The organism is Sphingopyxis sp. 2PD (assembly GCF_005503695.1).
Classification (GTDB): domain Bacteria; phylum Pseudomonadota; class Alphaproteobacteria; order Sphingomonadales; family Sphingomonadaceae; genus Sphingopyxis.
The window spans coordinates 125,667-144,302 of sequence record NZ_SCMU01000001.1 but is presented as its reverse complement, the minus strand read 5'-3'; the positions used below and the strand labels follow the sequence as shown (position 1 = coordinate 144,302).

At 64.1% G+C, this 18,636-nt stretch carries 21 protein-coding genes; 7 read left to right on the top strand and 14 right to left on the bottom strand.

All coding sequences use genetic code 11. The features are described 5' to 3' along the window. Positions 1-67 precede the first annotated feature (67 nt). The 7 genes from sufC to FFS18_RS00610 all read right to left on the bottom strand — a co-directional run bounded on the left by sufC (position 68) and on the right by FFS18_RS00610 (position 7,095). Positions 68-898 carry a Fe-S cluster assembly ATPase SufC gene (gene sufC / locus FFS18_RS00640; protein ID WP_137869328.1) on the bottom strand — a complete coding sequence of 277 codons (831 nt, stop codon included), beginning with the start codon at positions 896-898 and terminating at the stop codon, positions 68-70. A 104-nt stretch (positions 899-1,002) separates the two neighbouring features. Continuing rightward, entirely contained in the window at positions 1,003-1,266 is a 264-nt protein-coding gene (locus FFS18_RS00635) for a hypothetical protein (RefSeq protein ID WP_137869327.1), read from the bottom strand. Positions 1,267-1,496: 230 nt separating this feature from the next. Continuing rightward, the gene (locus FFS18_RS00630) at positions 1,497-1,898 is read right to left on the bottom strand and encodes a hypothetical protein (protein ID WP_137869326.1); all 402 of its coding nucleotides are present in this window, start codon (positions 1,896-1,898) and stop codon (positions 1,497-1,499) included. Further along, entirely contained in the window at positions 1,895-3,382 is a 1,488-nt protein-coding gene (sufB, locus tag FFS18_RS00625) for a Fe-S cluster assembly protein SufB (protein ID WP_137869325.1), read from the bottom strand. The genes FFS18_RS00630 and sufB overlap by 4 nt, the downstream gene beginning before the upstream one ends. 2 nt (positions 3,383-3,384) lie before the next feature. Next, the gene (locus FFS18_RS00620) at positions 3,385-3,861 is read right to left on the bottom strand and encodes an SUF system Fe-S cluster assembly regulator (RefSeq protein WP_137869324.1); all 477 of its coding nucleotides are present in this window, start codon (positions 3,859-3,861) and stop codon (positions 3,385-3,387) included. Between the two features lie 422 nt (positions 3,862-4,283). Beyond that, positions 4,284-5,141 (bottom strand): AraC family transcriptional regulator, encoded by an 858-nt coding sequence (locus tag FFS18_RS00615; RefSeq protein WP_249340236.1) that lies wholly within the window; start codon positions 5,139-5,141, stop codon positions 4,284-4,286. 133 nt (positions 5,142-5,274) lie between these two features. Beyond that, the gene (locus tag FFS18_RS00610; protein WP_249340235.1) at positions 5,275-7,095 is read right to left on the bottom strand and encodes a DUF885 domain-containing protein; all 1,821 of its coding nucleotides are present in this window, start codon (positions 7,093-7,095) and stop codon (positions 5,275-5,277) included. A gap of 94 nt (positions 7,096-7,189) precedes the next feature. Here FFS18_RS00610 and FFS18_RS00605 point away from each other — a divergent pair, with 94 nt between their 5' ends. From FFS18_RS00605 to FFS18_RS00595, 3 genes are all read left to right on the top strand, one after another. Beyond that, positions 7,190-8,260, top strand: a complete 1,071-nt coding sequence (locus FFS18_RS00605; RefSeq protein WP_137869321.1) for a quinone-dependent dihydroorotate dehydrogenase — start codon at positions 7,190-7,192, stop codon at positions 8,258-8,260. 182 nt (positions 8,261-8,442) lie between these two features. Then, positions 8,443-10,134, top strand: a complete 1,692-nt coding sequence (gene ggt / locus FFS18_RS00600; protein ID WP_137869320.1) for a gamma-glutamyltransferase — start codon at positions 8,443-8,445, stop codon at positions 10,132-10,134. A 164-nt stretch (positions 10,135-10,298) separates the two neighbouring features. Continuing rightward, positions 10,299-12,104, top strand: coding sequence for an AMP-dependent synthetase/ligase (locus FFS18_RS00595; protein ID WP_171005172.1), 1,806 nt, complete (start codon positions 10,299-10,301; stop codon positions 12,102-12,104). A 34-nt stretch (positions 12,105-12,138) separates the two neighbouring features. Here FFS18_RS00595 and accC read toward each other — a convergent pair whose 3' ends face one another. The 5 genes from accC to FFS18_RS00570 all read right to left on the bottom strand — a co-directional run bounded on the left by accC (position 12,139) and on the right by FFS18_RS00570 (position 15,043). Continuing rightward, positions 12,139-13,500, bottom strand: coding sequence for an acetyl-CoA carboxylase biotin carboxylase subunit (gene accC, locus FFS18_RS00590; RefSeq protein ID WP_137869319.1), 1,362 nt, complete (start codon positions 13,498-13,500; stop codon positions 12,139-12,141). Positions 13,501-13,509: 9 nt separating this feature from the next. Further along, positions 13,510-13,998, bottom strand: coding sequence for an acetyl-CoA carboxylase biotin carboxyl carrier protein (accB, locus tag FFS18_RS00585; RefSeq protein WP_120216759.1), 489 nt, complete (start codon positions 13,996-13,998; stop codon positions 13,510-13,512). A 69-nt stretch (positions 13,999-14,067) separates the two neighbouring features. Further along, positions 14,068-14,508, bottom strand: coding sequence for a type II 3-dehydroquinate dehydratase (locus FFS18_RS00580; protein WP_120216758.1), 441 nt, complete (start codon positions 14,506-14,508; stop codon positions 14,068-14,070). 35 nt (positions 14,509-14,543) lie between these two features. Beyond that, positions 14,544-14,822, bottom strand: coding sequence for a type II toxin-antitoxin system RelE/ParE family toxin (locus tag FFS18_RS00575; RefSeq protein WP_137869318.1), 279 nt, complete (start codon positions 14,820-14,822; stop codon positions 14,544-14,546). Then, positions 14,819-15,043 (bottom strand): hypothetical protein, encoded by a 225-nt coding sequence (locus FFS18_RS00570; RefSeq protein ID WP_120216756.1) that lies wholly within the window; start codon positions 15,041-15,043, stop codon positions 14,819-14,821. Before FFS18_RS00570 ends, FFS18_RS00575 begins: the two co-directional genes overlap by 4 nt. 71 nt (positions 15,044-15,114) lie before the next feature. On the opposite strand from FFS18_RS00570, the gene thiS reads away from it, so the two are divergent. The 3 genes from thiS to FFS18_RS00555 are packed head-to-tail and all read left to right on the top strand — an operon-like array spanning position 15,115 to position 16,950. Further along, a complete protein-coding gene (gene thiS, locus FFS18_RS17860; RefSeq protein ID WP_120218245.1) occupies positions 15,115-15,321 on the top strand; it encodes a sulfur carrier protein ThiS in 207 nt (68 codons plus the stop codon). Then, entirely contained in the window at positions 15,318-16,088 is a 771-nt protein-coding gene (locus FFS18_RS00560; protein WP_120216755.1) for a thiazole synthase, read from the top strand. The genes thiS and FFS18_RS00560 overlap by 4 nt, the downstream gene beginning before the upstream one ends. Positions 16,089-16,098: 10 nt before the next feature. Continuing rightward, complete coding sequence (locus FFS18_RS00555; RefSeq protein WP_137869316.1) at positions 16,099-16,950, top strand: amidohydrolase family protein; 852 nt, start codon at positions 16,099-16,101, stop codon at positions 16,948-16,950. A gap of 7 nt (positions 16,951-16,957) precedes the next feature. Here FFS18_RS00555 and FFS18_RS00550 read toward each other — a convergent pair whose 3' ends face one another. Continuing rightward, positions 16,958-17,407, bottom strand: coding sequence for a hypothetical protein (locus FFS18_RS00550; protein WP_137869315.1), 450 nt, complete (start codon positions 17,405-17,407; stop codon positions 16,958-16,960). Between the two features lie 143 nt (positions 17,408-17,550). Here FFS18_RS00550 and FFS18_RS00545 point away from each other — a divergent pair, with 143 nt between their 5' ends. Continuing rightward, on the top strand, positions 17,551-17,733 hold the full coding sequence (locus FFS18_RS00545; protein WP_137869314.1) for a CsbD family protein: 183 nt from the start codon (positions 17,551-17,553) through the stop codon (positions 17,731-17,733). A gap of 152 nt (positions 17,734-17,885) precedes the next feature. Here FFS18_RS00545 and FFS18_RS00540 read toward each other — a convergent pair whose 3' ends face one another. Further along, on the bottom strand, positions 17,886-18,635 hold the full coding sequence (locus tag FFS18_RS00540) for a hypothetical protein (protein ID WP_120216751.1): 750 nt from the start codon (positions 18,633-18,635) through the stop codon (positions 17,886-17,888). Position 18,636 lies beyond the last annotated feature (1 nt).

Genomic DNA, 18,636 nt, shown 5'->3' with positions numbered 1-18,636 from the left:
TCAGCGGCTTCGCCGCTGCCACCTCCCCATCGCTGTGCGACAGGGAGGATAAAGACGGGCAGCGTCATCACGCCGCGATCTCCGCATAGCCTTCGCGTTCGAGTTCGAGTGCGAGCTCGGGTCCGCCCGACTTGACGATTCGCCCGGCGGCGAGGACGTGGACGAAATCCGGCTGCACATAGTCGAGCAGGCGCTGATAGTGGGTGATCAGCAGCACCGCCTTGTCGGGGCGGCGCATGATCGTATTGATCCCGTCGCCGACGACGCGCAGCGCGTCGATGTCCAGCCCCGAGTCCGTCTCGTCGAGGATCGCGAGCTTGGGATCGAGGATACCCATCTGCACCATCTCGTTGCGCTTTTTCTCGCCGCCCGAAAAGCCGACGTTCACCGGGCGCTTGAGCATGTCCATGTCGAGCTTCAAAAGCCCTGCCTTTTCGCGCGCGAGCTTCAGGAAATCGCCGCCCGACAAAGGTTCTTGCCCACGCGCCTTGCGCTGGGCGTTGAGGCTTTCGCGGAGGAACTGGACGTTCGAGACGCCGGGGATTTCGACCGGATATTGGAAGCCCAAGAACAGGCCCGCCGCGGCGCGCTCGTGCGGATCGAGCGCGAGGAGGTCAAGCGTCTCGGTCGTTCCCGTTCCCCGACGAAAATCGGGGCCCAGTTCGAGAGCGCCATCTGAACCCCGGCTTTCGCCGGGGATCACGTTAGGCGCGAACATCACCGACCCCTCGGTGACCTCATAGCCGGGGCGGCCGCCGAGGACGTAGGACAGCGTCGACTTGCCCGCGCCATTGGGGCCCATGATCGCATGGATCTCGCCCGCGTTGATGGCGAGCGACAGGCCTTTCAGGATCGGCTTGTCGGCGACGGTGGCGTGGAGATTTTCAATTTTGAGCATGTGAGGCTTTCAGGCAGAGCGAAGCGCGGCGCGCGCCGAGAGGGCGCACCGAATTGAGGACTGGATGTGGGGCAGGCCCGCGTGGGGCAGCGAGCGGGCCGCGCCTATTCGGCGGCGAAGATTTCCGCCAGTTCCGAATTGGCGACTTCTTCGACGCTGATCACACTGGTGTTCTGCAGATGCTGCAAGCGCCGGATGAGCATGGTCACCGCGTGATGCGGAACGGTGATCACCTCGTCGCGATCGCGTTCCGATTTTTTCTGTTGCCGAATGATCACGCCCTGATGCGTCGGATAGGCGGTCACCGCCTGCACAGGATGGACGACCAGATCGGCGTCCGACCAGTTGAATTCCAAACCGCGTGCCATGGCTGTTTCTCCGGATCGAATCGGACAGAGGGCGAGCATATGACAAAGGCGTGACGTCCCATGTCCCCGGATGCGGACTGGTGATAATTATAGTTAATTCGGGCCGGTTAATGCCGGAGTTGAGGTGGTTTTCACCCCATATTGTCTCAATTCGGGGCATAAACGGGAGCGCCGCGGACATCGCTGTTCCCGTCGATCTGGCTTGGCGCCTGGGCGAGCCGTTAAAATCGTCAATTTTGCGCATCTTGCGCTTTCATCCGGGCCAGAACGCGCCGCTCGGCGGTGCCGATGATCGCATCGGCGGCCTTTTCCGCCGTCTCGCGGCTGGCAAAGGGAATCTGCTCGCCGATGCCATCGGCCAGGATATTCGTCGCGACCTCACGCGCCCCGGCGACCGATGCCACCTCGGCGAAGCTGACCGGCCAGCGGCCGAACTCGGCCTTGTAGGTGGCCGCGGCGTTCAACAGGTCCTGCTCGTAGGAGGTGACCGCGCCGCGGACCTCCGGCGGCAATTTCTCCACGAGCGTCGCGGTGTCGAGCAGGCCACTCTCGCCTGCTGTGCCGGCGTCGCCGCACGCGGCGAGCAGGGCAAGGCCCAGGCAGGCGGGAATGACGAAGCCGCGGCGCATCATCCGACGCTCCCTTCAAGGCTGATCCCCAGCAATTTCTGCGCCTCGACTGCAAATTCCATCGGCAGTTGCTGCAGCACTTCCTTGGCGAAGCCGTTGACGATCAGCGCCACCGCCTCTTCCTGACCCAGCCCGCGCTGCATCGCGTAGAAGAGCTGGTCATCGCTGATCTTGCTCGTCGTCGCTTCATGCTCGACGGTCGCCGTGGGATTGCGGACTTCGATGTAGGGGACGGTGTGCGCGCCGCACGTGCTGCCGAGCAGCAGGCTGTCGCACTGGGTGAAGTTGCGCACGCCCTCGGCATTCGGCGCGACGCGCACGATGCCGCGATAGGTGTTGTTCGACTTGCCCGCGCTGATCCCCTTGCTGACGATGGTCGAGCGCGTGCGCTTGCCGTTGTGGATCATCTTGGTGCCGGTGTCGGCCTGCTGATAATTGTTGGTGACCGCGACCGAATAGAATTCGCCGACGCTGTCGTCGCCGTTGAGCACGCAGCTTGGATATTTCCAGGTGATCGCGCTTCCCGTTTCGACCTGCGTCCACGACACCTTGCTGCGCTTGCCCTGGCACAGCGCGCGCTTGGTCACGAAATTATAGATGCCGCCGAGACCCTCGGCATTGCCCGGATACCAGTTCTGGACGGTCGAATATTTGATCTCGGCATCGTCCAGCGCGACCAGTTCGACCACCGCGGCATGAAGCTGGTTCTCGTCGCGCATCGGCGCGGTGCAGCCTTCGAGGTAGCTGACGTACGCGCCCTTGTCGGCGACGATCAGGGTCCGCTCGAACTGCCCCGTATTCTCGGCATTAATGCGGAAATAGGTGCTGAGCTCCATCGGGCAGCGCACGCCTTCGGGAACGTAAACGAACGTCCCGTCGGAGAAGACCGCGCAATTCAATGTCGCGAAATAATTGTCATGCATCGGCACGACCCTGCCGAGCCACTTCTTCACCAGCTCGGGATATTCGCGGATCGCTTCGGAGATGGAGAGGAAGATCACGCCCGCGCGCTTCAGCTCCTCGCGGAAGGTCGTCGCGACGCTGACGCTGTCGAACACCGCGTCGACCGCGACCTTGCGCGCGCCCTCGACCCCCGCGAGCACCTTCTGCTCCTCGATCGGGATGCCGAGCTTCTTATAGACTTCGAGGATTTCGGGATCGACCTCGTCGAGCGACGACAGCTTCGGCTTCGGCTTGGGGGCCGCGTAATAATAGGCGTCCTGGTAATCGATCGGCGGCACGTTGAGCTTCGCCCAGTCGGGGGTCTCCATCGTCTGCCAGTGGCGGAACGCCTTCAGCCGCCAGTCGAGCATCCATTCGGGCTCGTTCTTCTTGGCCGAGATGAAGCGGACCGTATCCTCGGTCAGCCCCTTGGGCGCGAAGTCGGTCTCGATGGCTGAGGACCAGCCATGTTCGTAGTCGGCGACTTTGGCGGCGGCGTCGTGCGCAGCCTGGTCCTTGATGCGGGTTTCGGTGTTGTCGGTCATATCTATCTCGTCGCCCCCGCGAAGGCGGGGGCCGCTGTCGTTGGTGCACTGGGTCCAGCGGCCCCCGCCTTCGCGGGGGCGACGGACAAGGTGGCCAAGCTGATCTCCGCCAGCGCGCCGCGCACGGCGCCGTTCACGACACCCCAGTGCGGCTGCACCTTGCAGCTGCCCTCCAGCGTACAATCGTGGCGGCCTTCGACAACGCAGCTGGTCAGCGCGATCGGGCCTTCGACCGCTTCGATGATGTCGGCGACGCTGATTGCCGCTGCCGGCCGCGCCAGCCGCACCCCGCCGCCGCTGCCGCGCGAGGCCACGAGCAGGCCAGCGCGCGCGAGCTGGCTCACCAGTTTCTGTGCGGTCGGTCCCGGAATCCCCGTCTGCTCGGCAAGCATGCCGGCGTGAAGCGGCACCGACCCACATTGGCGGGCGGCGGCGCTCATCAGCACCACGGCATAATCGGCAAGGTTGGACAGGCGCATCGTTTCTCCGCTCGCAAATTGCGAACGATTCTTAACTGGAGTAAATTACTCCACTTATATAGGCGCGCCGTTTGGACGGTGCAAGCAAGCGCGTTTGTCGGCGGGTATAGAAATATTGCGCCAAAAAAAAAGGCACCCACCTGGCCGGAGCCAAATGAGTGCCGAGATGAAGGTCTCAGTCCTCGTCAGAGGATGAGCTCTTCTGGGTCGCAGCACCCGATTATGCTCGCGCGGCGATTCGCGATTGTACGGAAACGCCAAAAACGGCCTAGGTCAGATTTTCGTGGTTAATAGGGTCGAGCGACCGCGAACGCCGCCGCCGAACCTTCACCGTAGCCCTGAGCTCATCGAAGGGCGCCTGTCCGAGAAACGCCCTTCGACAAGCTCAGGGCTGCAGTGACGATCACACCGCAAAATCCGCCCTACGTCTCCGACACCAGCGGACTGACCTTGCCGGCAAGCTGCTTGCGGCCCTTGGTCGTCGCCTCGGTGTAGGAAGTCGGCTTGCTGAGCTGACCCGGCGTCGCGCCGGCGAAGCGCTTGATCTCGCGGATCAGATGCGACTGGTCGTAAAAGGCATCGCCGAGCTGTGCGGCATCGAGCCCTTCGCCGCGCGCGAGCGCCGATGCGGCGCGCACGGCGCGATATTTGCGCGCCAGCATTCGCGGCGACAGGCCGTAATAATGTTTGGTCATCCGCTCGACCGAGCGGATCGACATGCCGGTGGCATCGACCAGATCGGCGACCTGCGGCGAGGGCGTCGCGGTGAGCCACTCGTCGACGGTGCGGATGAACCACAAAGGCGGCGCTTCGCCGCGGGTCAGCACTTCGCGCGCAAAATTATTGCCGATCACCAGCTTGGCCTCGACGTCCGCCGCCTGTTCCAGCGTTGTCGCCACGTCTTCGATCCACGGCCCGAACCGGTCAGTGGCATCAAGCGCGCGGTCGGTCAGCTTTTCCGCATCGTCGCCCATCAGCGCCGCCCATCCCGCGGGCAGCAGGCCGAACCCGAACAATTGCGCCGGGCAATTGCTGATCGCGCGCACCCGTCCGCTCGTCGGGCCGATGATGATCGCGCGCGTCACGTTGGCGCGGTGGCCGTCGGCAAAGAAATATTCGCCGTCGGCATTGGTGACGAAACGGAACTGCGGCCGGTCGGCGCGTTCATATTCGTCGAATTTCGGCATATTGAGCCGCGCGAAATAAAAGCTCGACACCAGGTCCGCCAGATCGGGATCGGGCGGGAAATAGTGCAATTCGAACGGCGCGCTGCCGTCCACGCCTGCGCGTGAGGATGAAGCTTCTGACATGACGAACCCAGACCGTGGCCACCTTTCCCCAGGCGGCCTTGTTATCTGAAACAGATCATTTGCGTTTCATCCCTGCGCGTCAAGCGCGAACTTTGTTCGATTATTAGCTTTTTTGGCTTGCGATCCATGCATCGACGCGCCGTTCGAGGATGTCGAGCGGGACCGGTCCCGATTCGAGGACGACGTCGTGAAAGGCGCGATAGTCGAATTTGGCGCCCATCGCCGCCTGGGCCCGCGCGCGCAATTCCATGATTTTGAGCTTGCCGATTGTGTAGGCGGTGGCCTGCCCCGGATAGACGATATAGCGCTCGATCGCCTTTTCGATGTCGCCGTCGGGATTGGGGGTGTTGTCTTTGAGGTATTTGATCGCCTGCTCGCGGCTCCAGCGCTTGTCGTGGATGCCGGTGTCGACGACGAGGCGGCAAGCGCGCCACAACTCCATGCCGAGCCGCCCGAAATCGCTGTAGGGATCGGTGTAAAAGCCCATGTCCTTGGCGAGCTCCTCCGAATAGAGTCCCCAGCCTTCGGTATAAGCGGTGAAACCGCCAAAGCGGCGGAAGGGCGGCAGGCCGGTGAGTTCGGTCTGCACCGCGCGCTGGAGATGATGGCCGGGAACCCCCTCATGATAGGCGAGTGCTTCCAGCTCGGTCTTGGGCATGTCGCGCAGGTCGTAGAGGTTTACATAATAGGTGCCGGGGCGCGACCCGTCTGGCGAAGGCGACTGGTAGAAGGCCTTGCCCGCCGATTTCTCGCGGAACGCCTCGACCGCCTTTACCTGCAACGCGGCCTTGGGCAGCGTGTTGAAAAAGGCCGGGAGCCGCGCTTCCATCGCCTTGGTGCGGGCGTCAACTTCGGCGAGATAGGCCTCGCGCGTCGTGTGATAATATTGCGGGCTGGTGCGCAGATGCTCGAAGAATTGCTGCAGCGTGCCCTTGAAGCCGACCTTGGCCATGATCGCCCGCATCTCGCCGTGGATGCGCGCGACTTCGGCGAGGCCGAGGTCGTGGATCTCGGTCGCGGTCATGTCGGTCGTCGTGTAATTGGCGAGCAGCGCCTCATAATAGGCTTTGCCGTCGGGTAGGCGCCACACCCCGTCCTGCGTGGGCGCGCTCGCCTGCTGGCGCTTCATTTCGGCGAGCAGGCGCCCATAGGCGGGGCCAGCGCTCTCTGCCCATGCGGCCTTCGCCGCGGCGGTCAGTCGCGCCTTTTCGGCGGCATCGATGTCGAGCTTGGCGACTTTTGCGGCGAGATCCTCGACGACGGCGTTGTTCGGTCCTTGCAGGTTGCCGATATCCGAAATCAGATAGGCATAGACCCATTTGGGCGGTTGGACGCCCTTGGCAGCGCGCTTCACCGATTCCGCATTCAGCGCGTCGAGCACCGGGCCCAGCCCGCGGATGCGCGCAACATAGGCTTCGGCCTCGGCAACATTGGCGACGCGGTGGATGTTGATCAGAAAGGCGGGGAGCTGGCTTTGCGGGCCGTTCATCTGGTCAAAGACATAGCCGCGATCGCGGAACGGGAACAGTCGCTCGGCGCGCCCCGCCTGCGCGTTAAACAGCTCGAATGACAGCGCCTCGTCGGTCGACATACTGGCCGGATCAAAGCTGCCGCGCATCGCTTCGGCGGTCGCTTGCTGCAATTTGTGGTTCGCGATCGCCGCCTCGTCGCTGACGTCGTTCCAGCGGCCATAATCGGCGTCGCGGATGCCGCGATACGCCTTGCCCTGCGGGCTCAGCGACAGCTGGGCGGCGTCATAATTGTCGAAAAATTGCGCGAGGTTCGCTCCTGCGGGTACCGCATCCGGCGCGGGCGTCGCTGCCGCGGTGGCGGGCGCGTCCTGCACCGCGGCGGGCGCGCAGCCCGCGACGGCGAGCAGCGCGATGGCGGTGGACAGGCGAGCGATGATCCGAAGCTGCGACACGATTTTCTCCCGGTTTTTCCGATGGCTTTTTGACGATGGCGAATTGGTTGCAGCGGGGCTTGCCATAGCCGCGCGGGGCGCGCAATGGCGGGCCATGTCGCTCTTTGCCTCCGCCGCCGATGCCGCTTATGCGCTGGTCCGCCCGATCGTTCATGCCACCGATGGCGAGGCGGCGCATAATCTGACCCTCAATGCGCTTCAGCCGCTGCCGCGCGCGCGCACCGCATTGTCGAGCCCGGTGCTGGCGACCGAACTTGCGGGGCTCCATTTCCCCAATCCGGTCGGCCTCGCGCCCGGTTTCGACAAGGACGCACGGGTCGCGCATGCAATGCCGCATTTCGGTTTCGGCTTTGTCGAGGTCGGCACGCTGACGCCGCTACCGCAGGACGGCAACCCGCGCCCGCGGCTGTTCCGGCTGGTCGAGGATCGCGCGGTGATCAACCGCATGGGGTTCAACAATGGCGGGCAGGAGAGGGCGGCTGAACGCATCGCGTGCCTCCGCCGCCACGGCCTGCCGGTGCCGCTGGGCATCAACATCGGCGCCAACAAGGACAGCGCCGACCGCATCGGCGATTATGCGCGGGGCACCGCGGCGATGGCGCCGCTCGCCGATTATCTTACCGTCAACATCAGCTCGCCGAACACCCCGGGGCTGCGCGCCTTGCAAGACAAGGGGGCGCTTGAAGCCCTGCTCGACGGCGTCGCCGCAGCGCAGCCGGTGGGCGCGACCAAGCCGGTGTTCCTGAAAGTCGCACCCGACCTGGAGCCTGCCGACATCGACGACATCGTCGCGGTTGCGATCGACAAGGGGCTCGCTGCGGTGATCGTCTCGAACACCACCATCACCCGCCCAGAGCTGGCATCGCGCCACGCCGCGGAGGCGGGCGGCCTGTCGGGGGCGCCGCTAGCCGATCTGGCGCTCCAGCGCGTTCGCGATTTCCGCGTGGCTGGCGGGGGCAGGGTGCCGCTGGTGGCGGCTGGCGGCATCGCCTCGGCAGAGCAAGCGTGGGAGCGCATTCGTGCGGGCGCCAGCCTGGTGCAGATTTACTCGGCGATGGTTTACGAAGGACCGGGGCTCGCCGCGCGGATTGCGCAAGGGCTCGAAAAGCTGGCGGTGCGTGACGGGTTCGCGCGGGTGAGCGACGCGGTGGGGGTAGGCGAATAAATCCTCCCTGCCGCGAAGCGGTGGGGAGGGGGACCGCTCGCGCAGCGAGGGGTGGAGGGGCTTTGCAACGTTGCGTCATGGCCCCTCCGTCAGCGCTTCGCGCTGCCACCTCCCCATCGCTGCGCGACAGGGAGGATCGGTTGGGCTTGCACTCCCTCCGACCGCGCGCCAATGTCGCGCCCATGCTGAAAAGATTCCTCCCGCTCGCCGCCCTGCTTTCCATCACCGTCAGTTCGCCCGTGCTCGCACAGGGGGTCACCTCGTCCGCCGACTCGCGCGCGACCGAGGCGGGGCGGCAGATTCTCCATCAGGGCGGCACGGCCGCCGACGCGGCGGTCGCGATGGTCGCGGTGCTCACCCTGGTCGAACCGCAGTCGAGCGGGATCGGTGGCGGCGGTCTGATGCTGCATCACGATGCCAGGGACGGCAGCATATCGACGATCGACGGTCGCGAAATGGCGCCCGCCTCGGCGAAACCCGACCGCTTCCTCGGCCCCGATGGCAAGCCGCGCAGCTATTCGGATGCGATTCCCGGCGGGCTGTCGGTGGGCGTGCCCGGCAATATGCGCCTGATGGAAATGGCGCACAAGAAATGGGGCAAGCTGGAATGGGCGGCGCTGTTCCAGCCCGCGATCAAGCTGGCCGAAGAGGGTTTCGAAGTCACTCCGGTGCTGCACAACTGGATGACGCGCTTTGAGTCGCTGTGGAAAGATTTTCCCGAGGCGCGCGCGATCTATTATGTCGACGGCAAGCCTGCGCCGGTCGGCACCCGGATCCGCAACCCCGCTTATGCCGCGCTGCTGCGCGACGTCGCGGCGCGCGGTCCCGATGCCTTTTACACCGGCGCCAACGCCAAAGCGATCAGCGACGCGGTTGCCAATGCCCAGCGCAACAAGGCAACGCTGACGGTCAAGGATGTTGCTGCCTACAAGGCCAAGGAGCGCCCCGCGGTCTGCACGACCTATCGCATTTACAAGGTGTGCGGCATGGGTCCGCCCTCGTCGGGCGCGACCACCGTTTTCGGTATCCTCGGGATGATCGAAGGCTGGGACATGAAGGCGATGGGCAAGGACAATCCGATGAGCTGGCACCTGCTCGCCGAGGCGATGCAGCTGTCGTACGCCGATCGCGGAGCCTATCTGGGCGATGCCGATTTTGTCGACGTGCCCGTGGCGGGACTGCTCGACAAGAAATATCTCGCCGAGCGTCGCCAGCTGATCTCGCCCTTTGCCGCCGCCGGACGCTATGAGCCCGGCACGCCGCCGGGCGCAAAGCCCCGCGCCGAAGCGCCGCCGATCCCCGAGCAGGGCACCACCCATTTTGCCGTCGCGGACAAGGCGGGCAATGTCGTGTCGATGACCTCGACGATCGAGAGTATTTTCGGCAGCCACCTGATCGCCAATGGCTATTTCCTCAACAACGAACTCACCGATTTCGACCTCGCCCCGACGATGAACGGCGTGCCGACCGCCAACCGGGTGCAGGCGGGCAAGCGCCCGCTGTCGTCGATGTCGCCGACGATCGTTTACGGCCCCGACGGCAAGGTGGTGTTGGCAGTCGGTTCGGCGGGCGGCAAGCGGATCATCATGCATGTGACGAAGGTGCTGGTCGGCGTGCTCGACTGGGGGCTCGATGCCAAGACCGCGATGGAACTGCCCAATCTCTATTTCGGCGAGCGCGGCGTGCTGATCGAAAATACCGACGCGGGCGAGGCGATGGCGGCGAAGATGAAGCCCTTCGGCTACAGCTTTACGCCCACGGACCTGGGTTCGAAGCTGAACGCGGTCGAGCGCGTTGGCGATGGCTGGCGCGGCGCCGCCGACCCGCGCGGGCCGGGTACATCTTCGGTGGATGGTGCACCGCCGCAGGGGTGAATTGGCTGATCTTGCGATCTCGTCATTGCGAGGGCCGCGGGCCCGTGGCAATCCAGAGCGGCGCAAGACCATATTGGATTGCTTTCCCCAGCATGCGCCGCGGTCGCAATGACGTGTATTTGAAACGATAAGAACAGAAAACAATCTCCCTGGAGAGAGGTAGAATGAAGCTGGACAATCCCCATCTCGACCATTTTCCGAGCCTGGTCGCGATGTTCTTCGACCGCGCCGCGCGCGGCGGCGAAGATCCGTTCCTGTGGCGCAAGGCGGACCGCGTCTGGCATCCGCTGAGCTGGCGGCAGGTCGCCAACCAGGTGGCGGCGCTGGCGCACAACCTGCGCGAAATGGGGCTGAAGGACGGCGACCGCGTCGTGCTGGTCAGCGAGAACCGCCCGGAATGGTGCATTGCCGATCTCGGCATCATGGCCGCCGGTTGCATCACCGTGCCGACCTACACGACCAATACCGAACGCGACCACCAGCACATCCTCGACAACAGCGGTGCCACCGCAGTGATCGTGTCGACCGCGAAACTGGCGCGCACGTTGATGCCCGCGGTCACGCGCTCCGACGCGCATATCGTCATCACCATGGAAAGCCTGCGCGTCGGGCAGCAGGGCGATGTCGCGATCCACGACTGGGAGCCGCTGGTGACCGGTGGCGACGCCTGGCTGGACGGAGCCAAGGCGCGCGCCGCCGCGATGACGCGCGAGGATACTGCGTGCCTGATCTACACCAGCGGCACGGGCGGCGCGCCACGCGGGGTGATGCAGCATCATGGCGCGATCCTGCACAATGCCGCGGGCGCGGCCGAGGTGCTGGTCAATGATTTCGGGATCGGCGACGAAGAGGTGTTTCTGTCGTTCCTGCCATTGAGTCACGCCTATGAACATTCGGGCGGGCAGTTCCTGCCGATCATGGTCGGCGCGCAAATCTATTATAGCGAGGGGCTCGAAAAGCTTGTCTCGAATATCGAGGAGACGCGCCCGACGATCATGGTCGTCGTGCCGCGTTTGTTCGAGGTGATCCGCGCGCGGATGATCAAATCGGTCGAAAAGCAGGGCAAGCTGGCGAACTGGATGCTGAACCAGGCGCTGCGCGTCGGCGAGAAGGATTATGAGCGCCGCATGGGGCTGCTCGACCGCCCGGTCGACCTGCTGCTCGACAAATTGTTCCGGCCCAAGATCGGCCAGCGCTTCGGCGGACGCATGAAAGCATTGGTTTCGGGCGGCGCGCCGCTCAATCCCGAAATCGGCGTGTTTTTTCACTCGATCGGGCTGACCTTGCTCCAGGGCTATGGCCAGACCGAGGCGGGGCCGGTGATCAGCTGCAACCGCCCGAGCGCGGGGATCAAGATGGACACCGTCGGCCCGCCGCTGATGAACACTGAGGTCAAGATCGCCGATGATGGCGAGATATTGGTGCGCGGCGAACTGGTGATGAAAGGCTATTGGCGCAATGACGCCGAGACCGCGCGGGTCGTGGTTGATGGCTGGCTCCACACCGGCGACATCGGCCATATCGACGACAAGGGCCGCATCGTCATCACCGATCGCAAGAAGGATCTGATCGTCAACGACAAGGGCGACAATGTCTCGCCCCAGCGCGTCGAAGGGATGTTAACCCTCCAGCCCGAGATTTTGCAGGCGATGGTCTATGGCGACAAACGCCCGCACCTTGTCGGCTTGCTGGTACCCGATCCCGAATGGATGGCCGAATGGGCGGAGGCCGAAGGGCTACCGAAAGACCTGTGCCGTCTGCGCGAGCATGAAAAATTCCGCGCCGCGCTGCGCGCCGCCGTGGACCGCGTCAACGGCCAGCTGTCGGTGATCGAAAAGGTGCGCAAATTCGACTTCGCCGACGAGCCGTTCACGATTGAAAATGAACAGATGACCCCGTCGATGAAGATCCGCCGCCACGTGCTGCGCGAGGTGTACGCCGACAAGATCGCGGCACTGTACAAAGGTTGAGCATCCTCCCCGGACGGGGAGGATGCCATAGCGTTCAGGCTCCGCCTGCCTCGTCCTGCTGCGCGAGCCACTCTTCGAGCCACTTGATCGTATAGTCGCCGTGGATGACGTCGGGATCGGCAAGCAGCGCCTGGTGCAGCGGGATGTTCGTCTTGACGCCGCCGATTACCATTTCCTCGAGCGCGCGGCGCATCCGCATCATGCAGCTTTCGCGGCTGCGGCCATAGACGATCAGCTTGCCGATCATGCTGTCATAATAGGGCGGGATCGAATAGCCGGCGTAAAGCCCGCTATCGACGCGGACGTGCATGCCGCCCGCGGCGTGATAGTTGGTGACCTTGCCGGGCGAGGGCAGGAAGGTGCGCGGGTCTTCGGCATTGATTCGGCATTCCATCGCGTGACCGCGGAATTCGAGATCCTCCTGTTTGACCGACAGCCCCGCGCCGCCCGCGATGCGGATCTGTTCGCGGACGAGATCGAAGCCGGTGATCATCTCGGTCACCGGATGCTCGACCTGGATGCGCGTGTTCATCTCGATGAAGAAGAATTCGCCATTTTCCCACAGGAACTCGATCGTGCCCGCACCGCGATAGCCCATCTTGGCCATCGCATCGGCGCAAATGCCGCCCATGCGCGCGCGTTCCTCGGCGGAGATGATCGGCGAGGGGGCTTCCTCGAGCACTTTCTGGTGGCGGCGCTGGAGCGAGCAGTCGCGCTCGCCAAGATGGATGGCATTGCCGTTGCCGTCGCCGAACACCTGGAATTCGATGTGGCGCGGGTTGCCGAGATATTTTTCCATGTAAACGGTCGGGTCGCCGAACGCGGCCGCCGCTTCGGATGAGGCCTGCCCCATCAGGCTTTCGAGGCTGTCCTCGTCGGGAACGACCTTCATGCCGCGCCCGCCGCCGCCCGAGGCGGCCTTGATCAGCACCGGATAGCCAATTTCTTTCGCGAGGCGTTTCGTCTCGTCGCCATAGGTGACCGCGCCGGGCGAGCCCGGGACGACGGGCAGGCCGAGCGCGACGGCGGTGCGCTTCGCCTCGACCTTGTCGCCCATCGTGCGGATATGCTCGGGCTTTGGCCCGACGAAGACCATGTCATGCGCTTCGATGATTTCGGCGAAGCGCTCGTTTTCCGAGAGGAATCCATAGCCCGGATGGATCGCGTCGGCGCCGGTGATCTCGGCGGCCGAGATGATCGCCGGGATGTTGAGATAGCTGTCCTTCGCGGCGGGTGGGCCGATGCACACGGCCTCGTCGGCGAGGCGGACGTGCATCGCGTCGGTGTCGGCGGTCGAATGGACCGCGACCGTCTTGATGCCCATTTCGTGGCATGCTCGGTGGATGCGCAGCGCGATCTCGCCGCGGTTGGCGATCAGCAGTTTCTCGATGGCCATGGGCTGACTTTATCCGATGGTGAACAGCGGCTGGTCGAACTCGACCGGCTGGCTGTTCTCGACATGCACGGCCTTCAGCGTCCCCGCGGCGGTCGCGGTGATCGGGTTCATCACCTTCATGGCCTCGATGATCAGGATCGTGTCGCCGGGCTTTACCGCCGAACCGACGGCCGCGAAATTGGGCGCGCCGGGTTCGGGCGCCAGATAGACGGTGCCGACCATCGGCGACTTCACCGCGTCGGCGAAGCTGTCGACGGCGGGCGCGGCGGCTGCCGGAGCCGCGGCGGGTGTGGCCGGGGCAGCGGCGGCGGGCGCCGCGACCGGTGCGGGCGCATAGGCGACAGGTGCGGCGGCAGCAGTCAGCGTGCGCGCGACGCGGACCTTGCGATCGCCGTCCTCGACCTCGATTTCCGAAAGCTGCGTGTCGTCGAGCAGTTCGGCGAGCGCGCGTACGAAAGCCGGATCGATGTTGATGCCATTGTCTTTATGGTCACCCATGAGAATTTTTCCTGTTGTTGCGGCGCCGTCATTTGGGCGCCTGACCCCGTTTTTTGATGCGCCCTATTGTCAGAGACGGGCCGCGGCGTCCAGCGCCAGCGTATAGCTGTTTGCGCCGTGTCCGGCAAAATGCGCGACGGCGGCCATGCCGACATAGCTGATGTGCCGAAACGCTTCGCGCTGCATCGGGTCCGACAGATGGACCTCGATCACCGGCACCTTGATCGACTTGATCGCATCGTGGAGCGCGATCGAGGTGTGCGTATAGCCGCCCGCGTTCAGCAGCACCGCCTTGGCGCCAGCGACATAGGCTTCATGCAGCCAGTCGATCAGAACGCCTTCGTGATTGGTCTGGCGGCATTCGACGCGCAATCCCAGCTCAGCCGCTTGCGCTTCGAGCCGCGCGTGAATGTCGTTGAGCGTATCATGGCCGTAAATCTCTGGCTCACGCGTGCCGAGCAGGTTGAGGTTGGGGCCGGAGAGGACAAAGACGGTCGGCTTGTCGGTCAAGATATTGGCCTTTCAGGCAGGGTCGCGGTGTGTCGTCATATCTCGCGGTCTTGATAGCGAAAGATGCCCAGGATCACGACCTGTTGTTCCTTCACCGCATAAGCGATTTTGAAATGAAATTTTATCGTGACGATCCGCCGGAACGCCCGATCGGGGACTTGCATGCCGGAAAGCGGATAATGTGCGAGTTGATCGATCGAGCGATAGATGTCCGCGAGGATGTTGGAGGTCGTTTCCGGCGCGACCTCGTCATAATAAGCGATGATCGATCGCAGATCGCTTTCCGCTTCTTTGCGGAACAGGATGGCCTTCATGCCGAGAAGGGTTGACCGAACAGCTTTGCGATCTCTGCCTCGCTCGAAAATTCCGGGGCGGGGTTTGCGACGCGCCGGTCGATTTCGGCGAGTTCCCGCGGGGAAAGGTCGAACTGCTCCGACAGCGATTCCATCAATGCGGATAGCGACGCCTCCACGGCTTCCAACTGATCGGCAGGAAGCGCTTGGGCGAAAGACATGAATTTTTCGAGCGACGTCATGCGCGCTTTATATGGCAAAAAACGTGTCGCGGATATGGTGTTTTCCAGCGAAGCCGGTAAGCGAACGGGCCATGGCTATCAAGATCATGCTCAACGGCGAACAACGGCAGGTGCGCGAAGGCAGCGTCGCCGATCTCGTCGCTTCGCTGGGCCTCGACGTCAAAAAGGTTGCGGTCGAGCGCAATCGCGTAATCGTGCCGCGCTCGACGCTGGCTGAGGTGGCGCTCGCCGAGGGCGACGCGCTGGAAATTGTGCATTTTGTGGGAGGCGGTTGTTGACCGACACTTGGAGCGTTGCCGGACGGACATTCACGTCGCGGCTGATTGTCGGAACCGGCAAATATAAGGATTTCGAGCAGAATGCGGCGGCAGTCGCGGCGTCGGGGGCAGAGATCGTCACCGTCGCGGTGCGCCGCGTCAATGTGTCGGATCCGGCCGCGCCGATGCTGACCGACTATATTGATCCCAAGAAGATCACCTACCTGCCCAACACAGCAGGCTGCTTCAACGCTGACGATGCGATCCGCACCTTGCGGCTGGCGCGCGAGGCGGGCGGCTGGGATCTGGTGAAGCTGGAAGTGCTCGGCGAGGCGAAGACGCTCTATCCCAATATGCGCGAGACGCTGGAGGCGACCGAGGTGCTCGCGAAAGAGGGCTTCCTGCCGATGGTCTATTGCGTCGACGATCCGATCGCCGCGAAACAGCTCGAGGATGCGGGCGCGGTCGCGGTGATGCCGCTGGGCGCGCCGATCGGGTCGGGGCTGGGCATCCAGAACCGCGTCACGATCCGCCTGATCGTCGAGGGCGCGTCGGTGCCGGTGCTCGTCGATGCGGGCGTCGGCACGGCAAGCGATGCCGCGGTGGCGATGGAGCTTGGCTGCGACGGCGTGCTGATGAACACCGCGATCGCCGAGGCGAAGGACCCGATCCGCATGGCGCGCGCGATGCGCCAAGCGGTCGAGGCGGGGCGCGACGCCTATCTGGCGGGGCGGATGGGCCTGCGCAAATATGCCGATCCGTCGAGCCCGCTGGCAGGGCTTATCTGAGGAGCATCACATGAAAATCCTGACCCTGCTAGCTGCCGTGCTGTTGGCCCCGCAGGCGGCAATCGCGCAGCCGGTGTTCGACAGCCACGTCCATCTGTGGAACGGAGAGGCCTCGATCGCCGAATATGAGGCACAGGTGAAAGTCGCCGGACTGACGATCACCGGCTTCGGCGGCATGTGGTTCGGCGGGCCGGAGAACCAGGCGCTCACGGGCAATCCGGCCAGCATCCGGGCGCATAATGACGCGTTGCTGGCGCTCGCGAAAAAGCATCCGACGATGGTGCCGATCGCGACCGTCCATCCCTATGACGCGGCGGCGGCGCTCGATGAGCTGCAGCGCGTGGCGGGATTGGGCGTCAAGATGCTCAAGATCCATCCGCACACCCAGCGCTTCGACCCCGCCGACCCCCGGGTGCTGGCGCTGGTTCGGCGCGCCGGCGAACTGGGCGTCGTCGTGGTGATGGACAATGCCAATATCGTGCCGGGCGGCGACAGCGAAAAGCTGTTCAATCTGGCGCTGTCCGCGCCGAAGACCAAATTTGTCTTTGCCCATCTGGGCGGGCTGAATTTCCGTTTCTGGAACATATTGAAAATGGCTCGCACCGCCGAGGGGCTGTTCGGCGACAATATCTATTTCGACATTTCGGCGACGGTGACGCTCGTCGCCGACGCGCCGATCGAGGACGAGTTTATCTGGACGATGCGCAATGTCGGGATCGACCATGTCCTCATCGGATCGGACTATCCGCAGTTTTCGCTCAAACAGACGCTCGACGCGCTCGACAAGCTCGACATCACGCCCGCCGAAAAGGCGAAAATCCGCCACGAAAATGCGCGGGCACTGTTGGGCCTGAAGCCGTAAGGCGAAATCATAAGGGGGCAGGCGAGCGATAGAGCATCGCGATGCGCTCGATCTGACCGTCGATGCCCAGCACCACCTCGACATCCCACAGCAATTTGCCGGGGCCGTCGGGAAGGACGATGATCCGATAGGGCTGCCACAGCTTGTTGTCGGTCGTCTTGCGCTCGACGCTGAACGTCTTGGCGAGTGGAAGGCGGAGGAAGGCGTCGCGCGGCGCGGTGCGCGTCATCGGATAGGATGCGGGCGCGCCGGACAGCAGCTCGAAATACGCCTTTTCGCCATTCTTGAGCCTGGCCTGCGCGTCGGCGATCTTTGCGATCAGCGCCGCAGCCTCTTCGGCGGTTAAGCCGCGCGTTTGGGGCTGCGCCGGGACGTCGGCCGGTGTCGGCTGTGCAAGGGCAGCGGGAGCGAGCAGAAGGGCGGTCGCCGCGAGCAGGAAGCAGCGTGGATTTGTCATGCCGCTATTCAATCCACTTTGGGCCGCAGGTCAAACATCCTTTTTTCTGAACGCTTTGCCGGGTGCGCGGAACATTGGCGACGGTGGCCCGTTGGTGGGGCAAGAGGCAGCGTCGCCTCGGCCATCAGCTAAGGAGAAATTCCATGGGTGAACTCACCGAAAAAGCCAAAGGTCTTGCCAACGAAGCCGTCGGCAACACCAAGCAGGCGATCGGCAAGGCGACCGACAACGAGCGGCTGCGCGCCGAAGGCGCTGCGCAGGAGCGCAAGGGCGAAGCCCAGAATCTGAAGGGCAAGGTCCAGGGCGCGCTGGGCGACAAGGTCTGACGATCCGCGGTCATGCTAAAGGAAAAGGCTCCGGGAGACCGGAGCCTTTTTTGTTGGGTGGTTGATTGGTCGCCTTCCACCGTAGCCCTGAGCCTGTCGAAGGGCACTTATCGCCGATAAGCGCTCTTCGACAGGCTCAGGGCTACGGCCTTTTAGCGCCCGCCCGACGCGACCAGATCGACGTCGGTCATGCCGCCGTCGCGGCGTGCCATGATGACATAGGCGAGGTCGCCCTTGGTGCCGCCCAGCATATGCTCATTGCCGTTGACGCGATGGTCGCTGGTGTAACCGGCGCGGATCGCCATCGTGTGATAATAATCGAACACGCCCTGGATCGACGCCGCGGTCTGGAAATTGACGACGCGGATGTTGCACTTGCCGCCCGCGATGCCAGCGGCTTCCCGCAGCGTCGCGCGCGGATAGACTTTGAACGCGGCGGGCAGGCGATCCGCCCAGGCATTGCCGTAGGTCAGCTTGGCGTCGCAGCCGCCCTTTGACTGGTCGCGCGCGAGCGCGCCGATGGTCACCGGGCGGTCCTTCGCCTCGCAGCCGTCGCAGCCGGCTTCGAGCGGCAAGGCTTTCGGGGCTGCCAGCAACTTGCCGGCCTTGAGCGCAGCGGCGGCTTCGGCGACGGTCGCGGCCTTGCCGCCCGCAACGCCGGGAACGCCGCCATCGACCGGCCGGTTACCCGGACCGACGGCATTCTGGTTCGCCTGACCCGCGAGCTTGGGATCGACCATGATCTTGTCTTCGAGCGCGCCCTTCACCGCCGGATCGGCGTTGGTCAGCCCGTCGTCGAGCGGGGCGAGTTCGGACTTGGCTTCGGGGTTGTCCCGGCAACCGGCAAGCGGTGCCGCCGCCATCAGCAGGCCGGTGACCAGCCATTTTCCGCGCAAGATCATC

Excerpts from the sequence above, each read along its gene's own strand:
- sufC (WP_137869328.1), bottom strand. The coding sequence starts at position 898 with ATGCTCAAAATTGAAAATCTCCACGCCACCGTCGCCGACAAGCCGATC.
- FFS18_RS00635 (WP_137869327.1), bottom strand. The coding sequence starts at position 1,266 with ATGGCACGCGGTTTGGAATTCAACTGGTCGGACGCCGATCTGGTCGTC.
- FFS18_RS00630 (WP_137869326.1), bottom strand. The coding sequence starts at position 1,898 with ATGATGCGCCGCGGCTTCGTCATTCCCGCCTGCCTGGGCCTTGCCCTG.
- sufB (WP_137869325.1), bottom strand. The coding sequence starts at position 3,382 with ATGACCGACAACACCGAAACCCGCATCAAGGACCAGGCTGCGCACGAC.
- FFS18_RS00620 (WP_137869324.1), bottom strand. The coding sequence starts at position 3,861 with ATGCGCCTGTCCAACCTTGCCGATTATGCCGTGGTGCTGATGAGCGCC.
- FFS18_RS00605 (WP_137869321.1), top strand. The coding sequence starts at position 7,190 with ATGTCGCTCTTTGCCTCCGCCGCCGATGCCGCTTATGCGCTGGTCCGC.
- ggt (WP_137869320.1), top strand. The coding sequence starts at position 8,443 with ATGCTGAAAAGATTCCTCCCGCTCGCCGCCCTGCTTTCCATCACCGTC.
- FFS18_RS00595 (WP_171005172.1), top strand. The coding sequence starts at position 10,299 with ATGAAGCTGGACAATCCCCATCTCGACCATTTTCCGAGCCTGGTCGCG.
- accC (WP_137869319.1), bottom strand. The coding sequence starts at position 13,500 with ATGGCCATCGAGAAACTGCTGATCGCCAACCGCGGCGAGATCGCGCTG.
- accB (WP_120216759.1), bottom strand. The coding sequence starts at position 13,998 with ATGGGTGACCATAAAGACAATGGCATCAACATCGATCCGGCTTTCGTA.
- FFS18_RS00575 (WP_137869318.1), bottom strand. The coding sequence starts at position 14,822 with ATGAAGGCCATCCTGTTCCGCAAAGAAGCGGAAAGCGATCTGCGATCG.
- FFS18_RS00570 (WP_120216756.1), bottom strand. The coding sequence starts at position 15,043 with ATGACGTCGCTCGAAAAATTCATGTCTTTCGCCCAAGCGCTTCCTGCC.
- thiS (WP_120218245.1), top strand. The coding sequence starts at position 15,115 with ATGGCTATCAAGATCATGCTCAACGGCGAACAACGGCAGGTGCGCGAA.
- FFS18_RS00555 (WP_137869316.1), top strand. The coding sequence starts at position 16,099 with ATGAAAATCCTGACCCTGCTAGCTGCCGTGCTGTTGGCCCCGCAGGCG.
- FFS18_RS00550 (WP_137869315.1), bottom strand. The coding sequence starts at position 17,407 with ATGACAAATCCACGCTGCTTCCTGCTCGCGGCGACCGCCCTTCTGCTC.
- FFS18_RS00545 (WP_137869314.1), top strand. The coding sequence starts at position 17,551 with ATGGGTGAACTCACCGAAAAAGCCAAAGGTCTTGCCAACGAAGCCGTC.
- FFS18_RS00540 (WP_120216751.1), bottom strand. The coding sequence starts at position 18,635 with ATGATCTTGCGCGGAAAATGGCTGGTCACCGGCCTGCTGATGGCGGCG.